At 55.5% G+C, this 23,634-nt stretch carries 21 protein-coding genes; 6 read left to right on the forward strand and 15 right to left on the reverse strand.

Translation table 11 applies throughout. The features are described from left to right. Positions 1 to 34: 34 nt before the first annotated feature. The 8 genes from nudK to AC6I8W_RS15230 all read right to left on the reverse strand — a co-directional run bounded on the left by nudK (position 35) and on the right by AC6I8W_RS15230 (position 7,298). On the reverse strand, positions 35 to 613 hold the full coding sequence (gene nudK, locus AC6I8W_RS15195; protein ID WP_497835684.1) for a GDP-mannose pyrophosphatase NudK: 579 nt from the start codon (positions 611 to 613) through the stop codon (positions 35 to 37). A gap of 168 nt (positions 614 to 781) precedes the next feature. Further along, positions 782 to 1,366: a cytochrome c-type protein NapC gene (gene napC / locus AC6I8W_RS15200; RefSeq protein WP_480364832.1), complete on the reverse strand. Its 585-nt coding sequence runs from the start codon at positions 1,364 to 1,366 to the stop codon at positions 782 to 784. Continuing rightward, complete coding sequence (gene napB, locus AC6I8W_RS15205; RefSeq protein ID WP_497835685.1) at positions 1,363 to 1,794, reverse strand: nitrate reductase cytochrome c-type subunit; 432 nt, start codon at positions 1,792 to 1,794, stop codon at positions 1,363 to 1,365. Before napB ends, napC begins: the two co-directional genes overlap by 4 nt. 11 nt (positions 1,795 to 1,805) lie before the next feature. Then, positions 1,806 to 4,292: a nitrate reductase catalytic subunit NapA gene (napA, locus tag AC6I8W_RS15210; protein WP_497835686.1), complete on the reverse strand. Its 2,487-nt coding sequence runs from the start codon at positions 4,290 to 4,292 to the stop codon at positions 1,806 to 1,808. Further along, positions 4,283 to 4,567, reverse strand: a complete 285-nt coding sequence (locus tag AC6I8W_RS15215; protein ID WP_497835687.1) for a chaperone NapD — start codon at positions 4,565 to 4,567, stop codon at positions 4,283 to 4,285. Before AC6I8W_RS15215 ends, napA begins: the two co-directional genes overlap by 10 nt. Next, a complete protein-coding gene (napF, locus tag AC6I8W_RS15220; RefSeq protein WP_497835688.1) occupies positions 4,554 to 5,027 on the reverse strand; it encodes a ferredoxin-type protein NapF in 474 nt (157 codons plus the stop codon). The genes AC6I8W_RS15215 and napF overlap by 14 nt, the downstream gene beginning before the upstream one ends. 219 nt (positions 5,028 to 5,246) lie before the next feature. Then, complete coding sequence (ansP, locus tag AC6I8W_RS15225) at positions 5,247 to 6,752, reverse strand: L-asparagine permease (RefSeq protein WP_497835689.1); 1,506 nt, start codon at positions 6,750 to 6,752, stop codon at positions 5,247 to 5,249. A 273-nt stretch (positions 6,753 to 7,025) separates the two neighbouring features. Next, entirely contained in the window at positions 7,026 to 7,298 is a 273-nt protein-coding gene (locus AC6I8W_RS15230; RefSeq protein ID WP_497835690.1) for a YdgH/BhsA/McbA family protein, read from the reverse strand. 244 nt (positions 7,299 to 7,542) lie between these two features. Here AC6I8W_RS15230 and narQ point away from each other — a divergent pair, with 244 nt between their 5' ends. From narQ to acrD, 3 genes are all read left to right on the forward strand, one after another. Further along, the gene (gene narQ / locus AC6I8W_RS15235) at positions 7,543 to 9,231 is read left to right on the forward strand and encodes a nitrate/nitrite two-component system sensor histidine kinase NarQ (RefSeq protein WP_497835691.1); all 1,689 of its coding nucleotides are present in this window, start codon (positions 7,543 to 7,545) and stop codon (positions 9,229 to 9,231) included. A gap of 31 nt (positions 9,232 to 9,262) precedes the next feature. After that, positions 9,263 to 9,895: a two-component system response regulator NarL gene (narL, locus tag AC6I8W_RS15240; RefSeq protein ID WP_497835692.1), complete on the forward strand. Its 633-nt coding sequence runs from the start codon at positions 9,263 to 9,265 to the stop codon at positions 9,893 to 9,895. Between the two features lie 196 nt (positions 9,896 to 10,091). Beyond that, positions 10,092 to 13,208 carry a multidrug efflux RND transporter permease AcrD gene (acrD, locus tag AC6I8W_RS15245; protein ID WP_497835693.1) on the forward strand — a complete coding sequence of 1,039 codons (3,117 nt, stop codon included), beginning with the start codon at positions 10,092 to 10,094 and terminating at the stop codon, positions 13,206 to 13,208. A 126-nt stretch (positions 13,209 to 13,334) separates the two neighbouring features. Here acrD and ypfM read toward each other — a convergent pair whose 3' ends face one another. Further along, positions 13,335 to 13,394: a protein YpfM gene (gene ypfM, locus AC6I8W_RS15250; protein ID WP_139810981.1), complete on the reverse strand. Its 60-nt coding sequence runs from the start codon at positions 13,392 to 13,394 to the stop codon at positions 13,335 to 13,337. Positions 13,395 to 13,798: 404 nt separating this feature from the next. After that, positions 13,799 to 15,964 carry a catalase/peroxidase HPI gene (katG, locus tag AC6I8W_RS15255; protein WP_497835694.1) on the reverse strand — a complete coding sequence of 722 codons (2,166 nt, stop codon included), beginning with the start codon at positions 15,962 to 15,964 and terminating at the stop codon, positions 13,799 to 13,801. Between the two features lie 225 nt (positions 15,965 to 16,189). Between katG and AC6I8W_RS15260 the strand changes: the two genes are divergently transcribed. The 3 genes from AC6I8W_RS15260 to AC6I8W_RS15270 are packed head-to-tail and all read left to right on the forward strand — an operon-like array spanning position 16,190 to position 17,890. Then, a complete protein-coding gene (locus AC6I8W_RS15260) occupies positions 16,190 to 16,549 on the forward strand; it encodes an ArsC family reductase (protein WP_497835695.1) in 360 nt (119 codons plus the stop codon). A gap of 1 nt (position 16,550) precedes the next feature. Continuing rightward, complete coding sequence (gene dapE / locus AC6I8W_RS15265; RefSeq protein ID WP_497835696.1) at positions 16,551 to 17,678, forward strand: succinyl-diaminopimelate desuccinylase; 1,128 nt, start codon at positions 16,551 to 16,553, stop codon at positions 17,676 to 17,678. A 23-nt stretch (positions 17,679 to 17,701) separates the two neighbouring features. After that, positions 17,702 to 17,890, forward strand: a complete 189-nt coding sequence (locus tag AC6I8W_RS15270; RefSeq protein ID WP_480364858.1) for a YpfN family protein — start codon at positions 17,702 to 17,704, stop codon at positions 17,888 to 17,890. Positions 17,891 to 17,987: 97 nt separating this feature from the next. Here the strand turns inward: AC6I8W_RS15270 and ypfH are convergent, their stop codons facing one another. From ypfH to bamC, 5 genes are all read right to left on the reverse strand, one after another. After that, positions 17,988 to 18,686: an esterase gene (gene ypfH, locus AC6I8W_RS15275; protein WP_497835697.1), complete on the reverse strand. Its 699-nt coding sequence runs from the start codon at positions 18,684 to 18,686 to the stop codon at positions 17,988 to 17,990. 73 nt (positions 18,687 to 18,759) lie between these two features. Beyond that, on the reverse strand, positions 18,760 to 20,721 hold the full coding sequence (locus AC6I8W_RS15280; protein WP_497835698.1) for a tRNA(Met) cytidine acetyltransferase TmcA: 1,962 nt from the start codon (positions 20,719 to 20,721) through the stop codon (positions 18,760 to 18,762). Further along, positions 20,718 to 21,587: a KPN_02809 family neutral zinc metallopeptidase gene (ypfJ, locus tag AC6I8W_RS15285; protein ID WP_497835699.1), complete on the reverse strand. Its 870-nt coding sequence runs from the start codon at positions 21,585 to 21,587 to the stop codon at positions 20,718 to 20,720. Before ypfJ ends, AC6I8W_RS15280 begins: the two co-directional genes overlap by 4 nt. Positions 21,588 to 21,741: 154 nt before the next feature. Beyond that, positions 21,742 to 22,455 carry a phosphoribosylaminoimidazolesuccinocarboxamide synthase gene (gene purC, locus AC6I8W_RS15290; RefSeq protein WP_013510031.1) on the reverse strand — a complete coding sequence of 238 codons (714 nt, stop codon included), beginning with the start codon at positions 22,453 to 22,455 and terminating at the stop codon, positions 21,742 to 21,744. 144 nt (positions 22,456 to 22,599) lie between these two features. After that, on the reverse strand, positions 22,600 to 23,631 hold the full coding sequence (bamC, locus tag AC6I8W_RS15295) for an outer membrane protein assembly factor BamC (protein WP_497835700.1): 1,032 nt from the start codon (positions 23,629 to 23,631) through the stop codon (positions 22,600 to 22,602). Positions 23,632 to 23,634 lie beyond the last annotated feature (3 nt).

A 23,634-nucleotide genomic window follows, 5' to 3' on the forward strand; every position in this document is an offset into this window, starting at 1 on the left:
TAACGGCGCGATTTCGCGCCGTTATCAATTAGCTTCAGGCCCGCAGCCATCCCGCCAGTTGCGCATGTTGCAGCAACATAATGGTTTTACCATCACGGATGCGGCCATTTTTCACCATGGCGAGCGCTTCGGGAAACAGCAGTTCCAGCACAGTGATTTCTTCATCCTCCACACCGCCACCGTTATTCGCGTGCTGCGCTTCGCTGTATTCTGCGGCGAAGAAGTGAATAAGTTCGGTGACACCTCCAGGTGACATATAGGCTTGCCAGAGCTTTTCCACGTTTCCCACCTGATAACCGGTCTCCTCAATGGCTTCCTTACGGATGCAATCCTCCGGCGTGTCGTCGTCCAGTAGACCAGCGCAGGTTTCAATCAGTTCACCGGTTTCATTGCCATTCAGGTAAGTGGCGATACGGAACTGACGCGTCAGCACCACGCTGTTTTTTTCGCGGTTATACAACAGGATGGTGGCCCCGTTGCCACGGTCATAGACTTCACGTTTGTGGCGCAGCACTTCGCCATTATTGCGGGTGATTTCGTAGGTAAAGTTGCGCAGCACAAACCAGTTTTCTGACAGCAACTTGTCTTTGATGATGTTGATCTTTAACGGCATGACCACTCCACTGCAAATTTTGAGGGAGCCTGAAAGAATAAAACGATATGGCGGGGAAAACTATCTGAATTGTAGCCACAGGAAAAAAGCGCGATAAATCGCGCCGCTACAGAACGTATTGAACACGTAGCGGCGCGATTTATCGCGCTATTAAAGAAGGAGCGAACATCAAAACCCGTTCTTTTCCTCTTTCATATCAGGCAAATGGTGAGCAATACCTTTATGGCAGTCGATACAGGTCTTACCTTCATCCACCGCTTTGGCATGCATTTTCGCCGCTACCGTTTTCTGCGCTGTGAAATCCATATATTCAAAGTTGTGGCAGTTACGACAGGCCTGCGAATTGTTGTTCCGCATCCTGCGCCACTCGTTTTGCGCCAGTTCGAGCCGTTTTTCCTCAAACTTCTCTGGCGTATCGACAATGCCGAACAACTTGGCATAGACCTCTTTGCTGGCTTCCAGTTTACGCCACATTTTCGGTCCCCACTCGTGCGGCACATGGCAATCCGGGCAGGTGGCGCGCACGCCGCTGCGGTTGTTGTAGTGCACCGTCTGCATATATTCCTGATAGACGTTGTTACGCATTTCATGGCAGCCAATACAGAATTGCTCGCGGTTGGTCATCTCCAGGCCGGTGTTAAAGCCGCCCCAAAAAATGATGCCGCCCGCAAAACCAATTATCAGCAGGGTGCCGAGCGCCAGACGACTGGGACGCCGCCACCAGCGCCAGATACGGATAATCAGCTGTTTCATTGACCAAAGCCCTCAGCCGGGCGGAAGGTGTTTTCTACCACCGGTTTGGCATCGGTCTGCGGCACATGGCATTGCAGGCAAAAATAGCGACGCGGTGACACCGTGCTGCTGACCAGCCCATCACGATCGGTAAAATGCGTTGGACTGACGCGTGGCGCACCGGTGGTGAGATAGCTTTGCGTGCCGTGACATTGCAGACAGCGGTTAACATTCTTCGTTACCTGGTAGCCATCCACGCTATGCGGGATCACTGGCGGCTGATTGACATAGTTCAGCGGCTTGCGGCTCTGCTCTTTGGGCTGATGGATGGTGCCTTGCTGCGTCGCCGTCACCTCCGGTGACTGTTGCAGATCCACGCCGTTATCGGCCCAGACCGCGCCGCCCAGCATCAGGGCGGCCAATGTAAGAAGTGTGATAAGAGGTTTCATTGCATCCTGCCTTAAATTTTCACCAGCTTAACGGCGCATTTTTTGTAATCGGTCTGCTTCGAAAGCGGGTCCGTGGCGTCCAGCGTAATATTGTTAACCAGCACTCCGGCATCGAAGAACGGCGTAAACACCAAGCCCTGAGGCGGCTGATTACGACCACGCGTCTCGACGGTGGCCAGCGCTTCACCACGTCGCGATACCACGCGGACCTTTTCTCCACGGCGTAGACCGCGCGCTTTAGCATCCAGCGGATGGATATACAGCAGCGCCTGCGGCACCGCACGGTGCAGCTCCGGCACGCGGCGCGTCATGGTGCCGGTATGCCAGTGCTCCAGCACGCGACCGGTACAGAACCAAAGATCATATTCCGCATCCGGGGATTCTGCGGGCGGCTCGTAAGGCAGCGCGAAAATCGTCGCTTTGCCGTCTGGCTTGCCATAGAAGCGCACGCCCTCACCGGCTTTCACGTAGCTGTCATAACCTTCGCGATAACGCCAGCGCGTTTCTTTACCGTCAACTACCGGCCAGCGCAGACCCCGCGCCTGATGGTAGGCATCGAACGGGGCCAGATCGTGACCATGACCACGGCCAAAGCTGGCGTACTCTTCGAATAAGCCTTTTTGCAGATAGAAACCGAAAGCGCGTGCGTCGTCGTTCAGTTGATCGTCAGCAACTTCGCTCAGCGGGAACTGGTTGACCTGACCGTTGGCGAACAGCACGTCATACAGGGTTTTGTCACGCAACTCCGGCTGTTGCGCGAGCAGGTCTTCTGACCAGACTTCTGCCACGCGGAAGCGCTTCGCAAAGTTAACCAGCTGCCAGAGATCCGATTTCGCGTCACCCGGTGCTTTCACCTGTTGATGCCAGAATTGGGTGCGACGTTCAGCGTTACCGTAAGCCCCCTCTTTCTCTACCCACATGGCGGTGGGCAAAATCAGGTCAGCCGACAGCGCACTGACGGTCGGATAGGGATCCGACACCACTACAAAGTTGCGCTCATCACGCCAGCCCGGCATACGTTCCTGCGTCAGGTTTGGCCCGGCCTGCATATTGTTGTTGCACATCGACCAATAGGCATTGATTTTGCCGTCTTTCAGGGCGCGGTCCTGCGCCACCGCGTGGTAGCCAGGTTTCGCCGGAATGGTGCCCGACGGCAGTTTCCACAGTTTTTCTGCCAGTGCGCGATGCTTGTCATTGGTCACCACCATGTCGGCAGGCAGACGATGGGAGAAGGTGCCCACTTCACGTGCCGTACCACAAGCGGAAGGTTGACCGGTCAGCGAGAACGGTCCGGTGCCGGGACGCGAGATTTTGCCGGTCAACAGATGCAGGTTGTAGACCAGGTTGTTGGCCCACACACCACGCGTATGCTGGTTGAACCCCATCGTCCAGTACGAGACCACGTTAATCTTCGGATCGGCATACAATTCGGCCAGCTTCACCAATTGATCTTTCTCTACCCCACTCATTGCGCTGGCTTTTTCCAGCGTGTATTCCGCAACAAATTTCGCGTATTCATCGAAGCTGATCGGGGTCGAGTCGCCGCTGTCCGGATTTTTCGCTTTGGCCTGACGCGGATCGGTCGGACGCAAACCATAGCCAATATCCGTCGCGCCCTGACGCAGCGTGACATGGTTTTCGAGGAAGGTTTTATCCACCTTGCCATTCTGAATGATGTAGTTGGCGATAAAGTTAAGAATCACCAAGTCGGTCTGCGGGACGAACACCATACCGTTATCCGCCAGTTCAAAGCTGCGGTGGCGATAGGTCGATAGCACCGCAACTTTGACGTTTTCATTGCTGAGACGGCGCGCCGTGAGGCGTGACCAGAGGATCGGATGCATCTCGGCCATGTTCGATCCCCACAACACGAAAGCATCGGCCTGCTCGATATCGTCATAGCAGCCCATCGGTTCATCCATGCCGAAGGTGCGCATAAAACCCACCACCGCCGACGCCATGCAATGGCGCGCATTTGGGTCGAGGTTGTTGCTACGAAAGCCGGCTTTCATCAGCTTTGATGCCGCATAGCCTTCCCACAGCGTCCATTGACCAGAACCAAACATACCGATGGATTCCGGTCCGTTGGCCTTGAGCGCAGCCTTAAACTTTTCCTCCATGATGTCGAACGCCTGATCCCAGCTGACAGGGGTGAATTCACCGTTTTTATCGTAACGACCATCGGTCATACGCAGCAGCGGCTGGGTAAGGCGATCCTTGCCGTACATAATCTTCGGCAGGAAATAGCCTTTGATGCAGTTAAGGCCACGATTCACCTCGGCCTGCGGATCACCCTGCGACGCGACGACACGGCCATCCTGGGTTCCTACCAGCACGCCGCAGCCCGTGCCGCAAAAACGGCAAGGGGCTTTTTCCCAGCGGATGGGGGCTGCCAGCGAGGTGGCGGCTTTGGTCACGGTGGGTATGACTAATCCGGCAGCGGTAGCCGCAGCCGCCGCTGCATTGGCTTTCATAAAATCACGACGACTCAGTTGCATAAGATTTCCCTGGCAAGTTCTTCAAATTCGTCCTGCTGGTGATAAACCAGCGATACCGCCAGCACGCCGGGTATATTGCGGGTGGCTTCAATGTTGTTGAGGAGCACGGCGCTATCGGACGCCCCCAACGTGACCGCCAGGGTGCCGCGCGCAGCATCCTGTGCCGCGATATCGCTGTCGGGCCAGCTCAGTAATTCTTGCGTCACGGCAGCGATTGCTGCGGGTCGTGCCTGAATCACCAGGCCACAGACGTGCCAACTATTATTCGGGTTCATGATGTAATCCTGTGGCTGAAACCGGACAAGGTGCGATACACGCGCCACAGCCGGTGCAGTGCTGTGGGGTGGTTTCAGGCTGGGCAATACCCTTGGCGGTGTGGCGAAAAACAATCGCCTGCTGCGCGCAGCTTTCCTGACAACTGCGGCAATCCACGCCCTGGAAGGTGATGCAATGGTGGCTGATGCGGATACGCTGCTGCCACGGCGGTTGCTCACGCGGATGAAACAGCGGCTGCGGACAGGCATCAACACAGGCGGCACAGAAGGTACATTCTCCCTGCTGAAAATCGAGCTGGGGTAGCGCGCCCGGAGTCAAATGGACAATTTGTGTTTCGCACGCGGTGACGCAGTTGCCACAACCGTCACATCCCGCCTGATGACGCCACCACGGTAATGCGATTGCACCGGTGACAGCTTTACGCTGCCCGGTAAAGAATTCGCGTCGTGACAGCCCCATCGGCATACCTTAATTCGGGTTAGAAAATCAGGGTTTAAAATAACCTGACACAATGGAGGGCTATATCACCCGAAAGGAGTAATTCCCGGAGTGGGATCAAGGGAGGAGCGAGTGATGATCAGACGGGTCTTGATGCAAGAAAAAACGCGGCGTTACGGCAGCTAAAAACAAAAAAAAGGCCGTCGGTGAGACGGCCTCGTGATAACGCATCATTAGCGCTTAGCGTGAAGAATCTTCCGCCAGGATACGCGGTGCGTCGTCCTGATCGTCAATCTGATGGTGTTCATGCTCTTTCATTGCTTCTTCGTGCACACGCTTACGCACGCCGAACCAACCCAGCACCAGTACCACGGCAATCAGCGGGATGGAAGCGATAGTATAGGTGCCGTTCGGGTAGTCAAACGCCATCAGCACCAGCACGCTCACCAGAAATAGCAACGTCAACCATGAGGTGACCGGCGCCCACGGCAGTTTGAAGCTGACATCTTCCGCTTTGCCTTCTTTGATGGCTTTACGCAGACGCATCTGGCAAACCACGATAAAGCCCCACGAAGAGATGATGCCCAGCGACGCCACGTTGAGGACGATCTCAAACACCTGCGACGGTACGTAGTAGTTCAGCACCACACCCACCACATAAACCGCGATAGTGACCAGGATACCGGCAAACGGCACCTGTTGGCCGCTCATCTTCGACATAAACTTCGGTGCAGAACCGCCCATCGACATCGAACGCAGAATACGCCCGGTGGAGTACAGCCCTGAGTTCAGGCTGGACAACGCTGCACTCAGCACCACGATATTCATCACGCTGCCGATGTAAGGCACACCCAGTTTAGAGAAGAAGGTCACGAACGGACTCTGCCCGGCCTGATAGGCATTCCACGGCAACAGCAGCACCAACAGCACCACCGAACCGACGTAAAACAGGCCGATACGCCAAATCACGCTGTTGATCGCTTTTGGCAGCATGGTTTTCGGGTCTTTACACTCCCCCGCCGCCGTGCCCACTAACTCGATCGAGGCAAAGGCAAACACCACCCCTTGCACCAGCACCAGGGCAGGCAACAGACCATGCGGAAACAAGCCGCCGTTATCGGTTATCAGGTGGAAGCCGGTAGCGTTACCGTCCAGCGGCTTACCGCTGCCGAGGAACACTACGCCGACCACCAGGAACACCACAATGGCCAGCACTTTGATCAGCGCAAACCAAAATTCCATCTCGGCAAACCACTTCACACCGATCATGTTCATGGTGCCGACAATGGCCAGTGCGCCAAGGGCAAACACCCACTGTGGTACGTCGCCAAACGCACCCCAGTAATGCATATACAGCGCAACGGCGGTGATATCGACGATACCGGTCATTGCCCAGTTAACAAAGTACATCCAGCCCGCGACATATGACGCTTTTTCACCAAGGAATTCACGTGCATAGGAGACAAAGCTGCCGCTGGAAGGACGATGTAACACCAGCTCGCCCAACGCACGCAGAATGAAGAAGGAGAAGATACCGCACACCAGATAGACCAATGCCAGAGCCGGGCCTGCCATCTGTAGGCGCGCACCAGCGCCTAAAAACAGCCCCGTACCAATAGCACCGCCGATGGCGATCATTTGAACCTGACGGTTACCCATGGCTTTCTGGTAACCGGTGTCGTGGGAATTAAGCCAGCGTCGTTTCGCAGCGCGTTGTTCGGCCGCGGTTTTTTTAGTAGGTTTCATAGCTTTCCTGTTTATCCTGACCATCAATCACCGGCTTACCAAACGTTTGCGTAGCACGGTGCGAAATGGGGTAAAACCCCGGTTGCAGGCGGCGGAACGATGTCGCGCAGCGATCCGGGAAATTACGGCGATGAATCCTACCCGTTCTGCAAGAACGAAGCAAAATATACCGCCAGATTGCACAGAATGAATCGAGATAATCCTTCTCAGTGCACAAAAAAACCGGCCAGGGGTGCTGACCGGTTAACATTGCGGCAGGAAAAAATCGGGGAATTAACGATAAATCTCGGCAGTACCACTCCATAGACTTGAGTCGCCCGGATTTTGTACACCGATGATGCGGTAATGGCTGGCACCCTGCTCTTGTGCTTTCAGTGACAGCTGACGAGTCGCATCGTCCAGTGAGCCACTGACACCACTCACCGAGACGCTGCCCATACTTTGCATATTTTGTGCTTGTTCCGCGTTTAACGCTGTCGCGGCCAGCGAACTAAAACTTGCTGCGGCTAGCAGTGCACCAGCCAGAACAGCGTATCGAGTCTTCATGGGATGCTCCTGTTATCTTGTGGGGAAAACCGATGGCCTACGCAAAAAGTATTAGCCAGCCAGCGCAAAGCGGAATGACGCAAGCGGTAAAACTGTTCAATTTTTCGACAGTGGTGTCAGATTTATCCTGGGAAATGTAAATAGCGGTTACTTTATGTGCGAAGAGTAACCTGATGTAGCGAGATTACGTCGCCGCCAGGACAGCGCTGCTCTATAATCCCGCGCTCATAACAGGGTTTTTATCGTGATGGTTAAACGTCCCGTAATACGCACTATCGCCCGCGCACTAAGCGCGATTGTTCTGCTTTCGCTGCTCACCTCCGGACTGGCGTTGCTGACGCTTTCCAGCAGCTTACGTGATGCGGAGACAGTCAATGTCGCCGGTTCACTGCGGATGCAGATTTATCGCCTGGCCTGGGATAGCACGCGCGACTCTCAGCAGCTAACGCATCATATCCGTTTATATGAGCAAACTCTGGATTCCCCGGCATTAAGCAATCTGGAGCGGCCGTGGGTGCCTGTCGAAGTGCAAAATCGCTACCACTATCTACGGGATAACTGGCCGGAATTAGAGCAGCGGTTACAAACGGAAAATGCCCAGGTTTACCAGCAGCAAGTCGCCAGTTACGTCAGTGAAATTAATCGTTTCGTGTTGGCCGTGCAGCATTATGCCGAGCTAAAAATGCATCTGGTGGTTGCCTGCAGCCTGTTTGGTTTTCTGGCGATTGTTGGGCTGGCACTGTGGACCATTCGCTTTTTGCGCAGCAACGTGGTGGGGCCACTCAACTCGCTGGTCACCGCGAGCCAATACGTAGAACAAACCCGATTCAGTTTTCCACCGCTGCCCATGAAACAACCCAACGAACTTGGTGTGCTGGCCCATGCTTTCACGGCGATGGCAGCCAGACTACAATCACACTATCGCCTGCTGGAAGATGCCGTGCAGGAGAAGACCGAAAGCCTGACCCAGGCGAACCGCACCCTGTCGTTGCTGTATGAAAGCTCGCAAATGCTGACCAGTAGCGCCCTCAATCCCGATGTTTTTCAGGGGTTGCTCGAGCAACTCAAACTGCGCGAGGGTTTCAACGTGGTGGTGCTGGAGAGTGAAAACCAGACATTCCTGGCAGGCAACAGTGATGCGAACCTTCCCTGGCAGCGCCTGACATTGCGCCAGGATGATCAGCCCTTCGGCGAGTTGCGTTGGCAATCGCCGCACCCCGTCTCCTCTGGGGAGTTGATGCAAAGCCTGGCCAATATGCTGGCACGCGCCCTGTGGGTCTGGCAGACACAGAAGCAGTATCAACAGATGCTGTTGATTGAAGAACGCGCCACCATCGCCCGTGAACTTCACGATTCGCTGGCGCAGTCACTCTCCTTTTTACGCATTCAGCTTACTCTACTGCGACGCACGGTCGATGGCAGCCAGTTGGAGGCGCAAAGTATTATCAGCGAGTTTGACCGAGCGCTGGCGGAAGCCTATCAGCAGCTCCGTGAGTTGCTGACCACCTTCCGCCTGACCATTGAGCAGGCAGATTTGGTGGCGGCGATGCAGGCAATGATCGTACCTTTACAGGAGCAATCCCAGGCGGCGATCCAGTTTAACTATCAGCCAGGACTGCAAAGCCTTGATGCGCAGCAACAGGTACACGTGTTGCAGATTGCGCGCGAGGCGTTACTGAACGCCATCCGCCATGCCGGCGCGCAGCAGATTACTATTTGCTATCAGCGTGTCGCTGAGGAGGATCATCTTTTAACCATCGAAGATGACGGTATTGGCATTCGCAGCACGGAAGAACCGCCGGGTCATTATGGCCTGACGATTATGGCAGAACGCGCAGCACGCCTTTCCGGCACGCTGCTGATTACCCCGCAGGCACGCGGCACGCGAGTGACGTTACGTTTTCCGCCACGCCCGACCTGGCTGCTGGAATAACGCGATACATGGACTGTTTATTGGAGAGAATATGGACCAGCCAAAACTGACAATCATGATAGTAGATGACCATCCCCTGATGCGCCGTGGTATTCGCCAGTTGCTGGCGCTGGAACCCCGGCTTCAGGTGGTGGCGGAGGCCAATAATGGGACGGAAGCGCTGGCCGAGGCCCGTCGTCTGTCACCGGATGTCATTCTGCTCGACCTGAATATGAAAGGCATGTCCGGGCTGGATACGCTAAAAGCATTGCGTCACGAGGAGATCTCCGCCCGCATTCTGGTGCTGACCGTTTCCGACGCCCGCAGTGATATCTATGCCATGATTGATGCCGGTGCCGATGGCTATTTGCTGAAGGACAGCGAACCGGAGCAATTGCTGCAACAAATATTGTCCGGTGCGCAGGGTGAGACGGTGTTCAGTGAGGTGGTCGAGGAGTATCTCGCCAATCGACCGCACAGCTCCAATCCCTTCCGGCAGTTAACCGAACGCGAACTGGATGTGTTGCAGGAGGTGGCTCGCGGTTTGTCGAATAAAGAGATCGCCACGACGCTACATATCTCCGAAGAGACGGTGAAAGTACATATTCGCAATCTATTGCGAAAATTGGACGTACGTTCACGCGTGGCCGCAACGGTCCTGTGGCTGGAGAGTCGCAATGTCTAGCACATCACATAAAATCGTCGGGATATTTACACTTTCTCCATAATTTCTCCACGATTATCTAATTTGCGCCGCGTAGAGTAGGCTGCGGCAGGAGATTCCCCGAGATAGCACACATCCCTCCGCCAGCGTGAACCCCCATGGGTTCACGCTTCTGATAATAAAAGTAAAAAACACGCAGCTGAGGAGTGTCGGTTCCATGTCGAATTTTTTTATCGACCGCCCCATTTTTGCCTGGGTTCTGGCGATTTTGCTTTGCTTATGCGGCACGCTGGCGATCATCTCGCTGCCGATTGAGCAATACCCCGACCTCGCGCCGCCAAATGTGCGCATTACCGCCAACTATCCCGGTGCCTCAGCAGAAACGCTGGAAAATACCGTCACCCAGGTAATCGAGCAGAACATGACCGGCATCGATAACCTGATGTACATGTCCTCGAACAGCAGTAACACTGGTCAGGCACAAATCACCCTCACCTTCACCGCAGGCACCGATCCAGACGAAGCGCGCCAACAGGTGCAGAATCAGTTACAGACCGCACTGCGTCAATTGCCCTCAGCGGTGCAGTCCCAGGGAGTGACCGTCAATAAGACCGGTGACAGTAACATTCTGATGATTGCGTTTGTTTCTACCGACGGAAGTATGGACAAACAGGATATTTCAGATTATGTCGCCAGTAACATTGAGGATCCCCTCAGCCGTATTGATGGCGTAGGTGAAGTCGATGCCTACGGTTCGCAATATTCCATGCGTATCTGGCTCGATCCCAACAAGCTGAACGCCTATGCGTTGACCACCGACGATGTTGTCAGCGCCATTGAATCGCAGAACGCCCAGGTGGCGGTTGGTCAATTGGGGGGATTACCCTCAGTGGAGAAACAGGCGCTGAATGCCACGGTCAATGCCCAGTCAATGCTGCAAACCCCGGAACAGTTCAAGGCCATCACGCTGAAAACCAATAGCGATGGCTCGGTGGTAACGGTGGGCGATGTCGCCGATGTGGCGATGGGTGCAGAGAAATATGACTATCTCAGCCGCTACAATGGCCAGCCGGCCTCCGGCCTTGGCATCAAACTGGCCTCCGGTGCCAACGAGATGAATACCGACAAGCTGGTGCGCGCCCGCGTTGCCGAGTTGTCGCAATATTTTCCGCACGGGCTGGAAGCGAAAGTCGCTTATGAAACCACGCCGTTTGTCAAAGCCTCCATTACCGACGTGGTGAAAACATTACTGGAAGCCATCCTGCTGGTGTTCCTGGTGATGTATCTGTTTATGCAGAACTTCCGCGCCACGCTGATCCCCACCATTGCCGTGCCCGTGGTGTTACTTGGCACCTTTGCGGTGCTCTATGCCTGTGGCTACAGCATCAATACCCTGACCATGTTCGCCACAGTACTGGCGATTGGTCTGCTGGTGGACGACGCCATCGTGGTGGTAGAAAACGTCGAACGTCTGATGAGCGAGGAAGGACTTTCACCACGCGCCGCCACCCGGAAATCAATGGGACAGATTCAGGGCGCACTGGTCGGTATCGCGTTAGTACTTTCGGCAGTGTTTGTGCCGATGGCGTTCTTCGGCGGTACGGTGGGTGCCATCTACCGCCAGTTCTCTATCACCATTGTCTCCGCCATGATTCTGTCGGTGTTGGTGGCGTTGATCCTGACTCCCGCGCTCTGTGCCACCCTGCTTAAACCACTCGAAAAAGGCCAGCATCATGGTCGGCGTGGCTTCTTTGGCTGGTTCAACCGGCATTTCAACGCCAATGCCGCACGTTATGAGCGTGGCGTGGCGCGTATTCTGGTAAAAAGCGGCCGTTGGATGCTGCTCTATCTGGCCATTATTGGTCTGATGGCCTTTATGTTTATCCGCCTGCCAACCTCGTTTCTACCCCAGGAAGACCGAGGCGTGTTTCTGACGCAGGTGCAACTCCCGGCAGGTTCCACGCTGCAACAAACCTCTAACGTGGTAGCAAAGGTAGAAAATTATTATATGACCGCCGAGAAAGATAACGTCTTGTCGGTGTTTTCTACCATTGGTGCGGGCCCTGGCGGTAACGGACAAAACGTGGCCCGTATGTTTATCCGCCTGAAAGATTGGGAAGAACGCCCCGGTGCCAACCGTACCTCCTTTGCCATCATCGACCGTGCGACCAAAGCCTTTCAAAAAATCAGAGAAGCTCGCGTGATCGCCAGCAGCCCACCGGCGATTACCGGTCTGGGCAGTTCTTCAGGCTTTGACCTCGAAATACAGGATCATGGTGGTATTGGTCATACGGCATTGATGGCCATGCGCGATAAATTACTGGATGCTGCGGCGCACGATCCGGCGTTGTCACGCGTGCGCCATAATGGTCTGGACGACAGTCCGCAGTTGCAGATTGATGTTGACCAGCGAAAAGCGCAGGCATTGGGCGTGTCGGTAGATACCATCAATGACACCCTGACCACCGCCTGGGGTTCAACCTATGTGAATGACTTTATCGACCGTGGCCGCGTGAAAAAAGTCTATGTGCAGGCCGCTCCGGAATATCGCATGCTGCCTGACGACATCAATAAATGGTACGTGCGTAATAGCAGCGGCACCATGGTGCCTTTCTCCGCCTTCGCCACCAGCCGCTGGGAAGTTGGCTCACCACGACTGGAGCGTTACAACGGTTATTCCTCGCTGGAAATTGTCGGTGAAGCGGCGAATGGCGTCAGCAGCGGGACAGCAATGGATGCGATGGAGAAGCTGGTCAGTCAGTTGCCTTTGGGCATCGGCTTCCAGTGGACCGGTGCCTCGTATCAGGAACGGCTCTCCGGTTCGCAGGCCCCGGCGCTGTATGCCATCTCGTTGCTGGTGGTGTTCCTGAGCCTGGCAGCGCTGTATGAAAGCTGGTCGATCCCGTTCTCAGTGATGCTGGTGGTGCCGCTGGGCGTGGTGGGGGCGTTGATTGCCACCTGGCTGCGTGGGCTGGAAAACGACGTCTATTTCCAGGTCGGGCTACTGACGGTGATTGGTCTGTCGGCGAAGAACGCCATTCTGATTGTAGAATTTGCCAATGAGATCAACAGCAAAGGACGCGAACTGATTGACGCGACGCTGGAAGCCTCACGCCAGCGCCTGCGTCCCATCCTGATGACATCGCTGGCGTTTATCTTCGGTGTGCTACCGATGGCGATCAGCGCGGGAGCGGGTTCCGGTAGCCAGCATGCGGTGGGGACCGGCGTGATGGGTGGGATGATCTCGGCGACGGTGTTGGCGATCTTCTTTGTACCGTTGTTCTTCGTGTTGGTACGCCGCCGCTTCCCGCTAAAAGAGAAGCCGCATGATTGATTGAAAACCCGCGCAATAAATCGCGCGGCTACGGGCAAAAAATTAAGGCAGCCGTTGGCTGCCTTAATTTATGTTTGGTAAGAATTACAGCAAGTTGGGGATTTGCCCTGCTTTTCTCTTCACGTATTACTTACGTAACATCGCGTCAATAAATTCTTTCCAGTTCCCCAGTTCAGTGTCAACCATAATACCCTCTCTTATTGTGCTGGCGATAATACGCCGTTTTTTTCTACAGGTGAATACGTTTCCACCTGTTATCTGTATCGGCAAAAGCAGGCAAAAGCGTTAATTTGCTCAAAATGCGTACTGACGCACATTTCAGCAAACCCCTAACGTAACGGGAGAAATTTCCTGGTGACAAGGCGTAGCAGATCTTTTCGCTTAGGATAATTCTGATCATGCTTATGGTACTAAGGGGAACTATTCAGGACGTTAATGAAAGCGGTTACTGGTACTAAATTTGTCCTGATGGGTAGCGGTGCGATTTATCGCGCGAGGGAGGGTGGAAACAAAAACAGCGCGATAAATCGCGCCGCTACAAACCAATAAACATCAGACTTCCGGGTGGCCCCGGAAGTCTGATTCAGGCTTTAGAAACGATCCAGGTTCATCACTTTGGTCCATGCAGCCACGAAGTCATGCACCAGCTTCTCACGACCATCGCTGCTGCCATACACTTCCGCCAACGCGCGCAGAATCGCGTTAGAACCAAATACCAGGTCAGCACGGGTGGCGCTGTATTTGACGACACCGCTGCTACGGTCACGTCCTTCATACAGACCTTTCGCCTGATCCACCGCTTTCCATTCGGTCCCCATGTCGAGCAAATTGACGAAGAAATCATTGCTCAGCACGCCTTTGTTAGCGGTGAACACCCCGTGTTCGCTGCCATCAACGTTGGCACCCAGCACACGCAAGCCGCCCACCAGCGCCGTCAACTCCGGCGCGGTCAGGGTCAGTTGCTGCGCTTTATCAATCAGCTGCGTTTCCGCCTCCTGCGTAGTACCGGCACGCTGATAGTTACGGAAGCCATCATAGCCCGGCTCCAGCAACGCAAACGCCTCGACATCGGTCTGTTCCTGGGTCGCATCGACACGACCGGCCGTGAACGGGACTTTAACCGCAACATTGGCTGCCTGCGCGGCCTGCTCAATACCCACCACGCCCGCCAGCACAATCACATCGGCCAGCGAGGCTTTACCGGAAGCCTGCTGAATGGCTTTCAGCTTCGCCAGCGCAGGCTGGATACCGGCATTCACTTCCCAGCTGTTCTGTGGCGCTAAGGCCAGGCGCGCACCATTGGCACCGCCACGTTTATCGCCACCACGGAAGGTCGAGGCAGAAGCCCAGGCCACGGCAACCAACTCGCCCACCGACAGACCGGCATCCGCAATCGCTGTTTTCAGGTTATCGATATCCGTTGCGGTCGGATTGTGTGACGGATTCGGCAGCGGATCTTGCCAGATCAGCGCTTCCTTCGGTACTTCCGGGCCTAAGTAGCGTGCAATCGGCCCCATATCACGGTGCGTCAGCTTGAACCACGCCCGGGCAAAGGCTTCATTAAACGCCTGCGGATTGTTCAGGAATCGACGTGAAATCTTCTCGAATTCCGGATCAAAACGCAGCGTCAGGTCGGTCACCAGCATGGTCGGCTTACGTTTTTTCGCCGGATCAAACGGATCAGGAATGATGTCCGGTCCATCCACCGCTTCGTACTGAATCGCGCCTGCCGGGCTGTGGGTTTTCACCCATTCATATTTGAACAGGTTCTCAAAGAAGTAATTGCTCCACTGGGTCGGGGTTTGCGTCCAGACCACTTCGAGGCCAGAAGTAATGGCATCCGCGCCGACACCGCTGTTGTAGCTGCTTTGCCAGCCAAAGCCTTGCGCTTCTAATCCTGCGGCTTCCGGTTCGGCCCCCACGTGACTGGCCGCACCGGCACCGTGGGTTTTACCCAACGTATGTCCACCGGCGATCAGCGCCACGGTTTCTTCATCGTCCATACCCATATTGCCGAAGGTGGCACGGATAGCCGGGGCCGCCGAGGCCGGATCACCGCTGGCGTTCGGACCTTCCGGATTAACGTAAATCAGACCCATTTCGGTAGCGGAGAGTGGATTTTTCGCCAGCGCTTCCGGATGGCGGTGAGTCAGCCAGGCTTTCTCATCACCCCAGTTCACATCCTGATCCGGCTCCCAAACGTCTGCACGACCTGCACCAAAACCAAAGGTACGGAAACCGGCATTTTCCAGCGCCACGTTACCCGCGAGGATATAGAGATCAGCCCAGGAAATTTTCTGGCCGTATTTTTGTTTCACCGGCCACAGCAGGCGACGCGCTTTATCCAGGCTGACGTTGTCCGGCCAGGAGTTCAACGGCGAAAAGCGCTGCTGACCGCGACCAGAACCACCGCGACCGTCAGTCATACGGTAGGTCCCCGCGCTATGCCAGGCCATACGAATAAATAAACCGGCATAGTTGCCCCAGTCGGCAGGCCACCAGGGTTGGGAGTCGGTGAGCAGCGCTTTCAGATCGGCTTTCAAGGCAAAGTAGTCAAGCTGGCTAAAAGCTTCGCGATAATTGAAGTCTTCACCGAGGGGATTCGAACGATTGGAATGCTGATTCAGTAAATCGACGCGTAACTGCTTGGGCCACCAGTCACGATTGTTGGTTCCACCGCCCGCAGCAGGCAACTCTGCGCCCTGATGAAAGGGGCATTTGGCAGCTGTCGGGTTTGTTTCGTTTGAATTGCTCATGTTGCTCTCCGCTTTTTTAATTTGTGACTAGATTAAAACACCTCAATTGATAGGTAATACTCATTTAGATCAAACGATTTGATAGTTATTATCTTTATACAATAGCGGGCCAACGCTTAATTGCCAGCGAGGATACGAGATCGCTGTTATCCCGTCTGGCAACCTTGTTACAATCCCTGGCCGACCACGCAATCCATCTTCACGCTAAAAGAGTAGTCAAATACTATGTTCCAGCTCTACGGCATTAAAAATTGTGACACCATTAAAAAAGCCCGCCGATATTTAGAGGCTTCCGGTATCGATTATCGCTTCCATGATTACCGGATAGATGGCGTGGATGATGCGCTGTTGCAATCGTTTATCGATCAGCTTGGCTATGAGCCGTTGCTCAATACCCGCGGCACCACCTGGCGCAAGCTGCCCGAAGCAGAACGCGCAGCGGTACAGGATGCTGACAGCGCCAAAGCCATCATGCTGGCGCAGCCTGCCATTATCAAACGCCCGGTGCTGGCGGCAACCAATGGCGACCTGCTGGTTGGCTTTAATGAATCCCTTTATCACGCGTTTATCCAGGAGAAGTCATAACATGTTCTGTCCGGTTATTGAGCTGGCTCAGCAGCTGATTCGCCGCCCTTCCCTCAGCCCGGATGATGCGGGTTGTCAGGCGCTGCTGATTGCCCGACTGGAAGCGATTGGCTTCCAGGTGGAGCCAATGCACATTGGCGATACCCTTAACTTCTGGGCAACGCGTGGTCAGGGTGAGACCCTGGCATTTGCCGGTCACACCGATGTGGTGCCGCCCGGTGATGCCAACCGTTGGATCAACCCGCCATTCGAACCCACCATTCGTGATGGCATGCTGTTTGGCCGTGGTGCCGCTGACATGAAAGGATCGCTGGCCGCGATGGTAGTTGCAGCGGAACGCTTTGTCGCAGCCCATCCCAATCATAAAGGTCGGCTGGCCTTTCTGATCACTTCCGATGAAGAAGCCAGCGCCACCAACGGCACGGTGAAGGTGGTCGAACGTCTGATGGCGCGCAATGAACGCATGGATTACTGCCTGGTGGGCGAGCCATCCAGTACCGAAGTGGTCGGTGACGTGGTGAAAAACGGTCGTCGCGGCTCCATCACCGCTAACCTGACCATTCATGGCGTGCAGGGTCACGTGGCTTACCCGCACCTGGCGGAGAACCCGGTGCATCGCGCCATGCCGGCGTTAAATGAACTGGTAGCCACCGAGTGGGATCAGGGCAATGAATTCTTCCCGCCTACCAGCATGCAGATTGCCAACGTCAAGGCAGGCACCGGCAGCAATAACGTGATTCCCGGCGAATTTTTCGTCCAGTTCAACTTCCGCTTTAGCACCGAACTGACCGACCAGATGATCCGTGAGCGCGTGGCCGCCCTGCTGGATCGCCACCAGTTGCGCTACACGCTGGAGTGGAATCTTTCCGGCCAACCTTTCCTGACTTCTCGTGGCAAGCTGGTGGATGCCGTGGTGAACGCGGTAGCGCACTATAATGAAATCAAGCCGCAGTTGCTGACCACCGGCGGCACCTCCGACGGACGTTTTATCGCTCGTATGGGCGCACAGGTGGTGGAGCTTGGCCCGGTGAACGCCACCATTCATAAAATCAATGAATGCGTGAAGGCGTCAGATTTGCAGATGCTGAGCCGCATGTATCAGCGCATCATGGAACAGCTGATCGCCTGACAATACGCATAAGGAGCGGGCAAATGGAATGGTTGAAAGAGTATTGGTGGATCCTGGTGATCCTGCTGATGGTCGGTATTTTGATGAACGTCTATAAAGACCTGAAACGTATCGATCATAAAAAATTTCTGGAAAACAAACCGGATCTGCCACCACATCGTGACTTCAACGATAAGTGGGACGATGACGATGACTGGCCAAAGAAAAAATAACAGCTGGCACTGACGTAGCGGCGCGATTTACCGCGCGGGTTTTTCCCGCATCACGCACAGGACCGCGCGATAAATCGCGCCGCTACAGGGCAGTTGGTTACACCATCATCACCACATCATCATCGCCGGGTTTCGCCCCGCTCAAGGCTTCGTCAAAGTAACGGCGCGGCACGGTATAGCGCAGATGATTCAACGCCAGCTCCATACTGCGATCGTCAATCGCATGCGGTAAATCCTCCACAATATCCAACGTAACGTCGCCACCCAGCGCGGTTAAACGCTGTGCCGCTTCCTCAGCATGGTGCATCGGGATCTGATCATCATACTCGCCGTGAATCAGATGGATGGTGGTACGGGTGCTGGCCTGTTCCGGTAACGTCGCGTAGCGCCCGCTGAACGCCACCACGCGCCCGGCCAGATCCGGCTGAGCCTTCACACCTTCCAGCACCATCGTACTGCCCTGCGAGAAACCAATCAGCGCCGTGGCCTCCGGCCGTACACCACTTTGTTGCTGCCAGTGGCGCACCGATTCAATAAATTCCGGCATCGCCGCATTCACGCCCTGCTGTTCAGAACGATCGTGCGCCGGGATTTCGGCAAACCATTTACGCCCCTGCGGTATGCTGCCGGGCAAGGGCGCGCCCACTGCCACCACCTGCGCTTGCGGGAAGGCACGCGCAAACCAACTGCCGATCTGCGCCATCGAGTCCGGGTTATCGTTGACTCCGTGGTACAGCAAAAACAGCTGCGCGGGGTCGGTACTCGGTTGCTGAACAATCACATAATGTAGTGCCATAATATCCTCCTCCAATCACTATACGCCGCTGTCAGCGCAGTGATATTGGGAAAATTTGAATGAGATAATGGATTTATTGCAATGACGCAAGGCGTTGTTGCCAGCTGTCTGCGAGCGCGGTATCCCGCACTCGTAACGCCTGGGCCACTTCAGCACGGAGCTGAGCAATCAAGGCTTTGCGTCCGCCATTCCCCGCCTGACTCAGCGGTTGTTTTTGCGTAAGTATGGCGTCTAACAACGGCTGTGGGTGCTGCCGGACCAGGCGCTGCAAAGCGGCATAGCTGGCTTCCCAGGGACGTTGTGCCCAGGCAAAACCAGCCAGCAGCGCCAGATCATCATCATTGAGTTGCTGCGCGCTACCCTGCTCCAACGGCAGATCCAGTTCAATTAACTGTTGCAGCCAGGGCCAGTCACGCGCCAATCGCTGTGCCGCCTGTTGTTGCAATGCCTCGCCCGCTGGCGTGAGTGCCAGTATCGCCATGGCGGCGTAACATCCACTGCTGGCTTCACGTTGCGAACCGATACGTACCAGGGTGAAACCACAGCGCTGCCAGAAATGCCATAATGCCTCAGTGTAGCCAAAACTCACTGAGAGATAGTCGTAGCCCTGTGCCTGCTGGCGGGCCTTCGCCACCAGCGACGTACCAATACCATGCTGCCGTTGCGCCGCCATCACCGCGATACGGCTGATGCGTTGGGATCGCAAGGTCGCAGCCTCGACGAAACCTGCATGAGCTGCCAGCGATTGTGCCACCAGGTTACCCCGTGGACGACGCAACCCCGCCCATACCGACCACGCCAGCGTCGATTCCAGCCCCCCTTCCTCCACCAGCCACAACGCCCCCTGCACGTTGTCCTGCGCGCCCGCCAGCCAGAAATGCTGGCCGGGCGCATCCAGCATTCGCCGCAGGTCGAGCGGCGAAGTACGATAGTGGGCGCTGGCTAACAGGCGATAACCTGCGGCCAGGGCAGCGGAATGGCGTTGCGGCGAGGCCGGAAACAGCGTGATTTCAGACGGAGGTGCACTCTCCTGCGCATCCTCAAATAACAAGGCATGACTTAACCACGTTTCTAACGGGTCGTATGCTGACCAGCGCAGCGGCTCGTCCAGCGCGAAATAATGCACATCTGGCAACGAGGCGCAGAAGCGCAGCATGAATCCGCGTCCGGTGCCTTCATAACCCTGTACCGTGGTCGTCATCAACACGCGGGGAAAACGCGCGACCAGCTGCGCCAGAAGCGGTGCAGGAATCGCTGCGGCTTCATCGATAATCAGCCATTCCGCCTGCGGGGGAGGATCGAGCGCCAGTAACGCATCTGGGGCGATAAACTGAAAATGTTCAGCGGCAAATTGGGCCAGCACATCGGTGGAGACTTTCGCCGGGGCAGTGACGAGACAGTGACGATTCTCCCGTGCCAGCATGCCAGCCAGCGCCGATTTGCCACGCCCACGCGCGGCGGTGATCACCGCCACTCCGGCGGGCATGGTCAGCAGTTGTTGCAGGATACGTTGCTGTTGCTGCGGTGCCTGGCAATGCCAGTCGGGCCAGGCAACCGCCTCCGGTTCACGCACGGGATGATCTGCACGCAGCAACGTCACATGAGGATCATCAAGTAATCCCTGTTGCAGCTGACGGGTGAAATGTGGCGTGGCGACAGGTACGGAGACATCCGCCCAACGCAGGCTGTCGGCATCAGGCAGGCTGGCCCATGTCTGCCACGGCGGCGTCAGCAATAACAACCAACTGCCCGCTTTGAGGGTACCTGCCAGCGCAGCAAAGGCTTCAACATGGAACCCTTCGCGTGCATCAAAAATGGCATGCTGGAATTCCCGCCCCAATAACGTGCGCAGCGCTGCGGGCGCGTGTGGTGTTACGGAGAGATCGGTTTGTTCGCTGATAGTCAGCCAGTCACCCGCTAAGGCGCTGCGCCATACCTCGGCCTGCTGGCGCGTCCACGCACTGCTGCCGCTGATCACACATAATCGGCGAATGCCCGCCTGCTGCATCGCCGTGCTGACTTCAACCAGGTTCATCCTTTGCTGGCAAAGGTGTTGCATTGCCCCGGATTACCACTGTCGAATCCCTGTTTGAACCAGGTATAACGTTGCTGCGATGTACCATGGGTAAAACTGTCCGGCACCACCCGCCCCTGGCTTTTTTGTTGCAGGCGATCATCACCGATCGCCTCAGCGGCGTTCAGTGCTTCCTGCAAATCCCCCACTTCGAGGATATTTTGTTGCTGCATATAATGGCCCCAGACACCGGCAAAACAGTCGGCCTGAAGTTCCATCTTCACCGACAGATGATTAACCTGTGCCTCGCTGGCCCCCTGCTGCATCTGGCGCACTTTAGGTTCGATACCCAGCAATTTCTGCACATGATGGCCGACTTCATGCGCAATAACGTAGCCCTGGGCAAAATCACCGCCCGCGCCGAGCTTGGTTTTCATGTCATCGTAAAACGACAAGTCGATATACACCGTTTGATCGGCCGGGCAGTAGAACGGTCCCATCACCGACTGACCGGTGCCGCAGCCGGTACGCGTGGCACCGCGATACATCACCAATTTTGGTGGAACGTATTGTTTGCCCATCTGGGTGAACAATTTGTCCCAGGTGTCTTCGGTGGTGGCGAGGATCACCGAGGTGAATTTAGCCGCCTCATCCTGTGCCGGTTTGGCCTGGCGCTGTTGTTGCTGGGTGGTCGGTGTCAGGTTGCCACCACCCTCCAGCAATGCCGTCAGGTCATAACCGTAATAACCGGCTACCGCCACGATAATTAATAAGATGATGCCGCCTTTACCGCGCGGCAGCCGGATCTGTCGGCCGCCGCCATAGCCCGGCGACTGGTCGCGTCTGTCTTCTACATTGTCGCTTTCGCGACGTCCCTGCCAGCGCATGGCATGCTCCTGATTTGATCAACATTGGCTTTGCATGATTTTAGATGGCGGCAGGGGGAAGTACCAGCGCGTGCTGTTTGGAATGCGACACATAAAAAAACGGCGCGATAAATCGCACCGCTACGATAACAGGTGCCGCCAGTGCGGCTACCGATTAATCCAGTTTCACACCCAGGCGGTGTGCCACTTCTTCATAGGCTTCGATCAGGCCACCCAGACTCTGGCGGAAACGGTCTTTGTCCATTTTGTCCATGGTTTCTTTGTCCCACAGACGTGCGCCGTCCGGTGAGAACTCATCGCCAAGTACCACTTCGCCTTTGAACAGACCAAACTCCAGCTTGAAATCAACCAGAATCAGACCAGCATCATCAAACATTTTGCTCAGCACGTCGTTGGCTTTGTAGGTCAGCTCACGCATGCGCGCCAGATTCTCTTTACTCACCCAACCAAAGGTTTCGCAGTAAGATTCGTTCACCATCGGGTCGTGTTTGGCGTCATCTTTCAGGAAGAGATCAAACAGCGGTGGATTGAGCAGCATGCCCTCTTCCACGCCCAGACGTTTTACCAGTGATCCTGCCGCACGGTTGCGCACCACGCACTCCACCGGCACCATCTCCAGCTTTTTCACCAGCGCCTCGTTATCCGAAAGCAGCGCTTCCATCTGGGTCGGAATGCCCGCTTCCTGCAATTTGGTCATGATGAAATGATTGAACTTATTGTTCACCATCCCTTTGCGATCAAACTGCTCGATTCGTGCACCGTCTCCTGCTGACGTATCGTTGCGGAATTCAAGTACCAGCAGATCCGGATTGTCGGTGCTGTATACGGTTTTCGCTTTACCGCGATACAACTCAGCTCGCTTTTGCATCTTGTTAACTCCAAACATGAAAGAACCCGTGTTCGTGCCGCGGTTACCCGCAGCTCGGCGGCAATACGCAATCGTTTACCTCGCCGGGCGCTATTATGCCAAAATCTCAAAAAAAAGGCCGGATATTCTCCGGCCTGAGGCAATTTATTTGTTCAGTGCGCCCTGCATCACTGCCACCAGCGCATCATTCTGCGACTGAGTCAGCACGTGACCTTTAGGATCAATGAACTGCAGACTGCTGCGGTTATCGAGATCGCCGACCTGCAATTTGTAATCGCCGTTCGGTAAGCCCGGATCTTTCGCACCGATGTCATCCCATGCACCGCTGCCCGGCTGCTTGTAGGTGACGTTCAGGCTGCCCTGCGAGCGGTTGCTGTCGGTCACTTCCATGCCCGCGCGTTTCAGCGCTGCCGGCAGGCGCTGCCAGGTCAGGTTGAACGGTGAACGCAGAATCAACAGCGGCAGGCCAGTGTCATCAGCGCCGCTCTGGACTGCAATCTGTCCAACGCCACGTCCGGCAGCAGCGTCCTGAGCCGCAGAATCAATCTTATCCATGCCAGTACTGATGTCGTTCAGCATCTGCGCGGTATAGCGCTGGGTCTGGACCGAGGAGGTGACCGTTTTGCCTTGTTGTTGCAGTTCCAACAGACGAACCGTCAGCACCTGCTGATAGCCCTGGTTCTGCACGCTAATCTGGTAACGACCACGATACTGATTGTCTTCATCCGCACGGTTCCACTGCACCCAATCGGTGGTCAGCTGCTGTGTAGCATCATCACGTTGGGCAATCGGGAATTTGTACGACTGCACCACGTTCACCACCTGAGACCAGATGGAACCACGGCTGCTTTCCACCGCCAGCACGCCAGTATTGCCGGTGAACTGCGCGCGCGTACCGTTCATCAACGCCAGCGGCTGGGCAGGAGGACGGATGTCCAGCTCTTTACCCACCGTGCCTTTGGCAACGGCGTGCGGCACATCATAATCACCATTCTGCAAAGGCAGAATCATCCCCGCCGGGGCGTTTAAATCATGCAGTTCAGGCGCCTGCAGGTAAGATTCATCACCGCTGACCTGGCGCTTATAACGCTGATCGCTGGAGCAAGCTGACAGCAGCATCAGGGTGGACAAACCCACCACTGTGGCCAGCGTCGAGCGTTTCACTGTATAACGCATTGA

This window comes from Pantoea sp. X-Soil-TKNS-1211, from assembly GCF_059730495.1.

Bases quoted from the DNA above. Each gene is read 5' to 3' on its own strand.
- nudK (WP_497835684.1), bottom strand. From the start codon at position 613: ATGCCGTTAAAGATCAACATCATCAAAGACAAGTTGCTGTCAGAAAAC.
- napC (WP_480364832.1), bottom strand. From the start codon at position 1,366: ATGAAACAGCTGATTATCCGTATCTGGCGCTGGTGGCGGCGTCCCAGT.
- napB (WP_497835685.1), bottom strand. From the start codon at position 1,794: ATGAAACCTCTTATCACACTTCTTACATTGGCCGCCCTGATGCTGGGC.
- napA (WP_497835686.1), bottom strand. From the start codon at position 4,292: ATGCAACTGAGTCGTCGTGATTTTATGAAAGCCAATGCAGCGGCGGCT.
- AC6I8W_RS15215 (WP_497835687.1), bottom strand. From the start codon at position 4,567: ATGAACCCGAATAATAGTTGGCACGTCTGTGGCCTGGTGATTCAGGCA.
- napF (WP_497835688.1), bottom strand. From the start codon at position 5,027: ATGGGGCTGTCACGACGCGAATTCTTTACCGGGCAGCGTAAAGCTGTC.
- ansP (WP_497835689.1), bottom strand. From the start codon at position 6,752: ATGAAACCTACTAAAAAAACCGCGGCCGAACAACGCGCTGCGAAACGA.
- AC6I8W_RS15230 (WP_497835690.1), bottom strand. From the start codon at position 7,298: ATGAAGACTCGATACGCTGTTCTGGCTGGTGCACTGCTAGCCGCAGCA.
- narL (WP_497835692.1), top strand. From the start codon at position 9,263: ATGGACCAGCCAAAACTGACAATCATGATAGTAGATGACCATCCCCTG.
- acrD (WP_497835693.1), top strand. From the start codon at position 10,092: ATGTCGAATTTTTTTATCGACCGCCCCATTTTTGCCTGGGTTCTGGCG.
- katG (WP_497835694.1), bottom strand. From the start codon at position 15,964: ATGAGCAATTCAAACGAAACAAACCCGACAGCTGCCAAATGCCCCTTT.
- AC6I8W_RS15260 (WP_497835695.1), top strand. From the start codon at position 16,190: ATGTTCCAGCTCTACGGCATTAAAAATTGTGACACCATTAAAAAAGCC.
- dapE (WP_497835696.1), top strand. From the start codon at position 16,551: ATGTTCTGTCCGGTTATTGAGCTGGCTCAGCAGCTGATTCGCCGCCCT.
- AC6I8W_RS15270 (WP_480364858.1), top strand. From the start codon at position 17,702: ATGGAATGGTTGAAAGAGTATTGGTGGATCCTGGTGATCCTGCTGATG.
- ypfH (WP_497835697.1), bottom strand. From the start codon at position 18,686: ATGGCACTACATTATGTGATTGTTCAGCAACCGAGTACCGACCCCGCG.
- AC6I8W_RS15280 (WP_497835698.1), bottom strand. From the start codon at position 20,721: ATGAACCTGGTTGAAGTCAGCACGGCGATGCAGCAGGCGGGCATTCGC.
- ypfJ (WP_497835699.1), bottom strand. From the start codon at position 21,587: ATGCGCTGGCAGGGACGTCGCGAAAGCGACAATGTAGAAGACAGACGC.
- purC (WP_013510031.1), bottom strand. From the start codon at position 22,455: ATGCAAAAGCGAGCTGAGTTGTATCGCGGTAAAGCGAAAACCGTATAC.
- bamC (WP_497835700.1), bottom strand. From the start codon at position 23,631: ATGCGTTATACAGTGAAACGCTCGACGCTGGCCACAGTGGTGGGTTTG.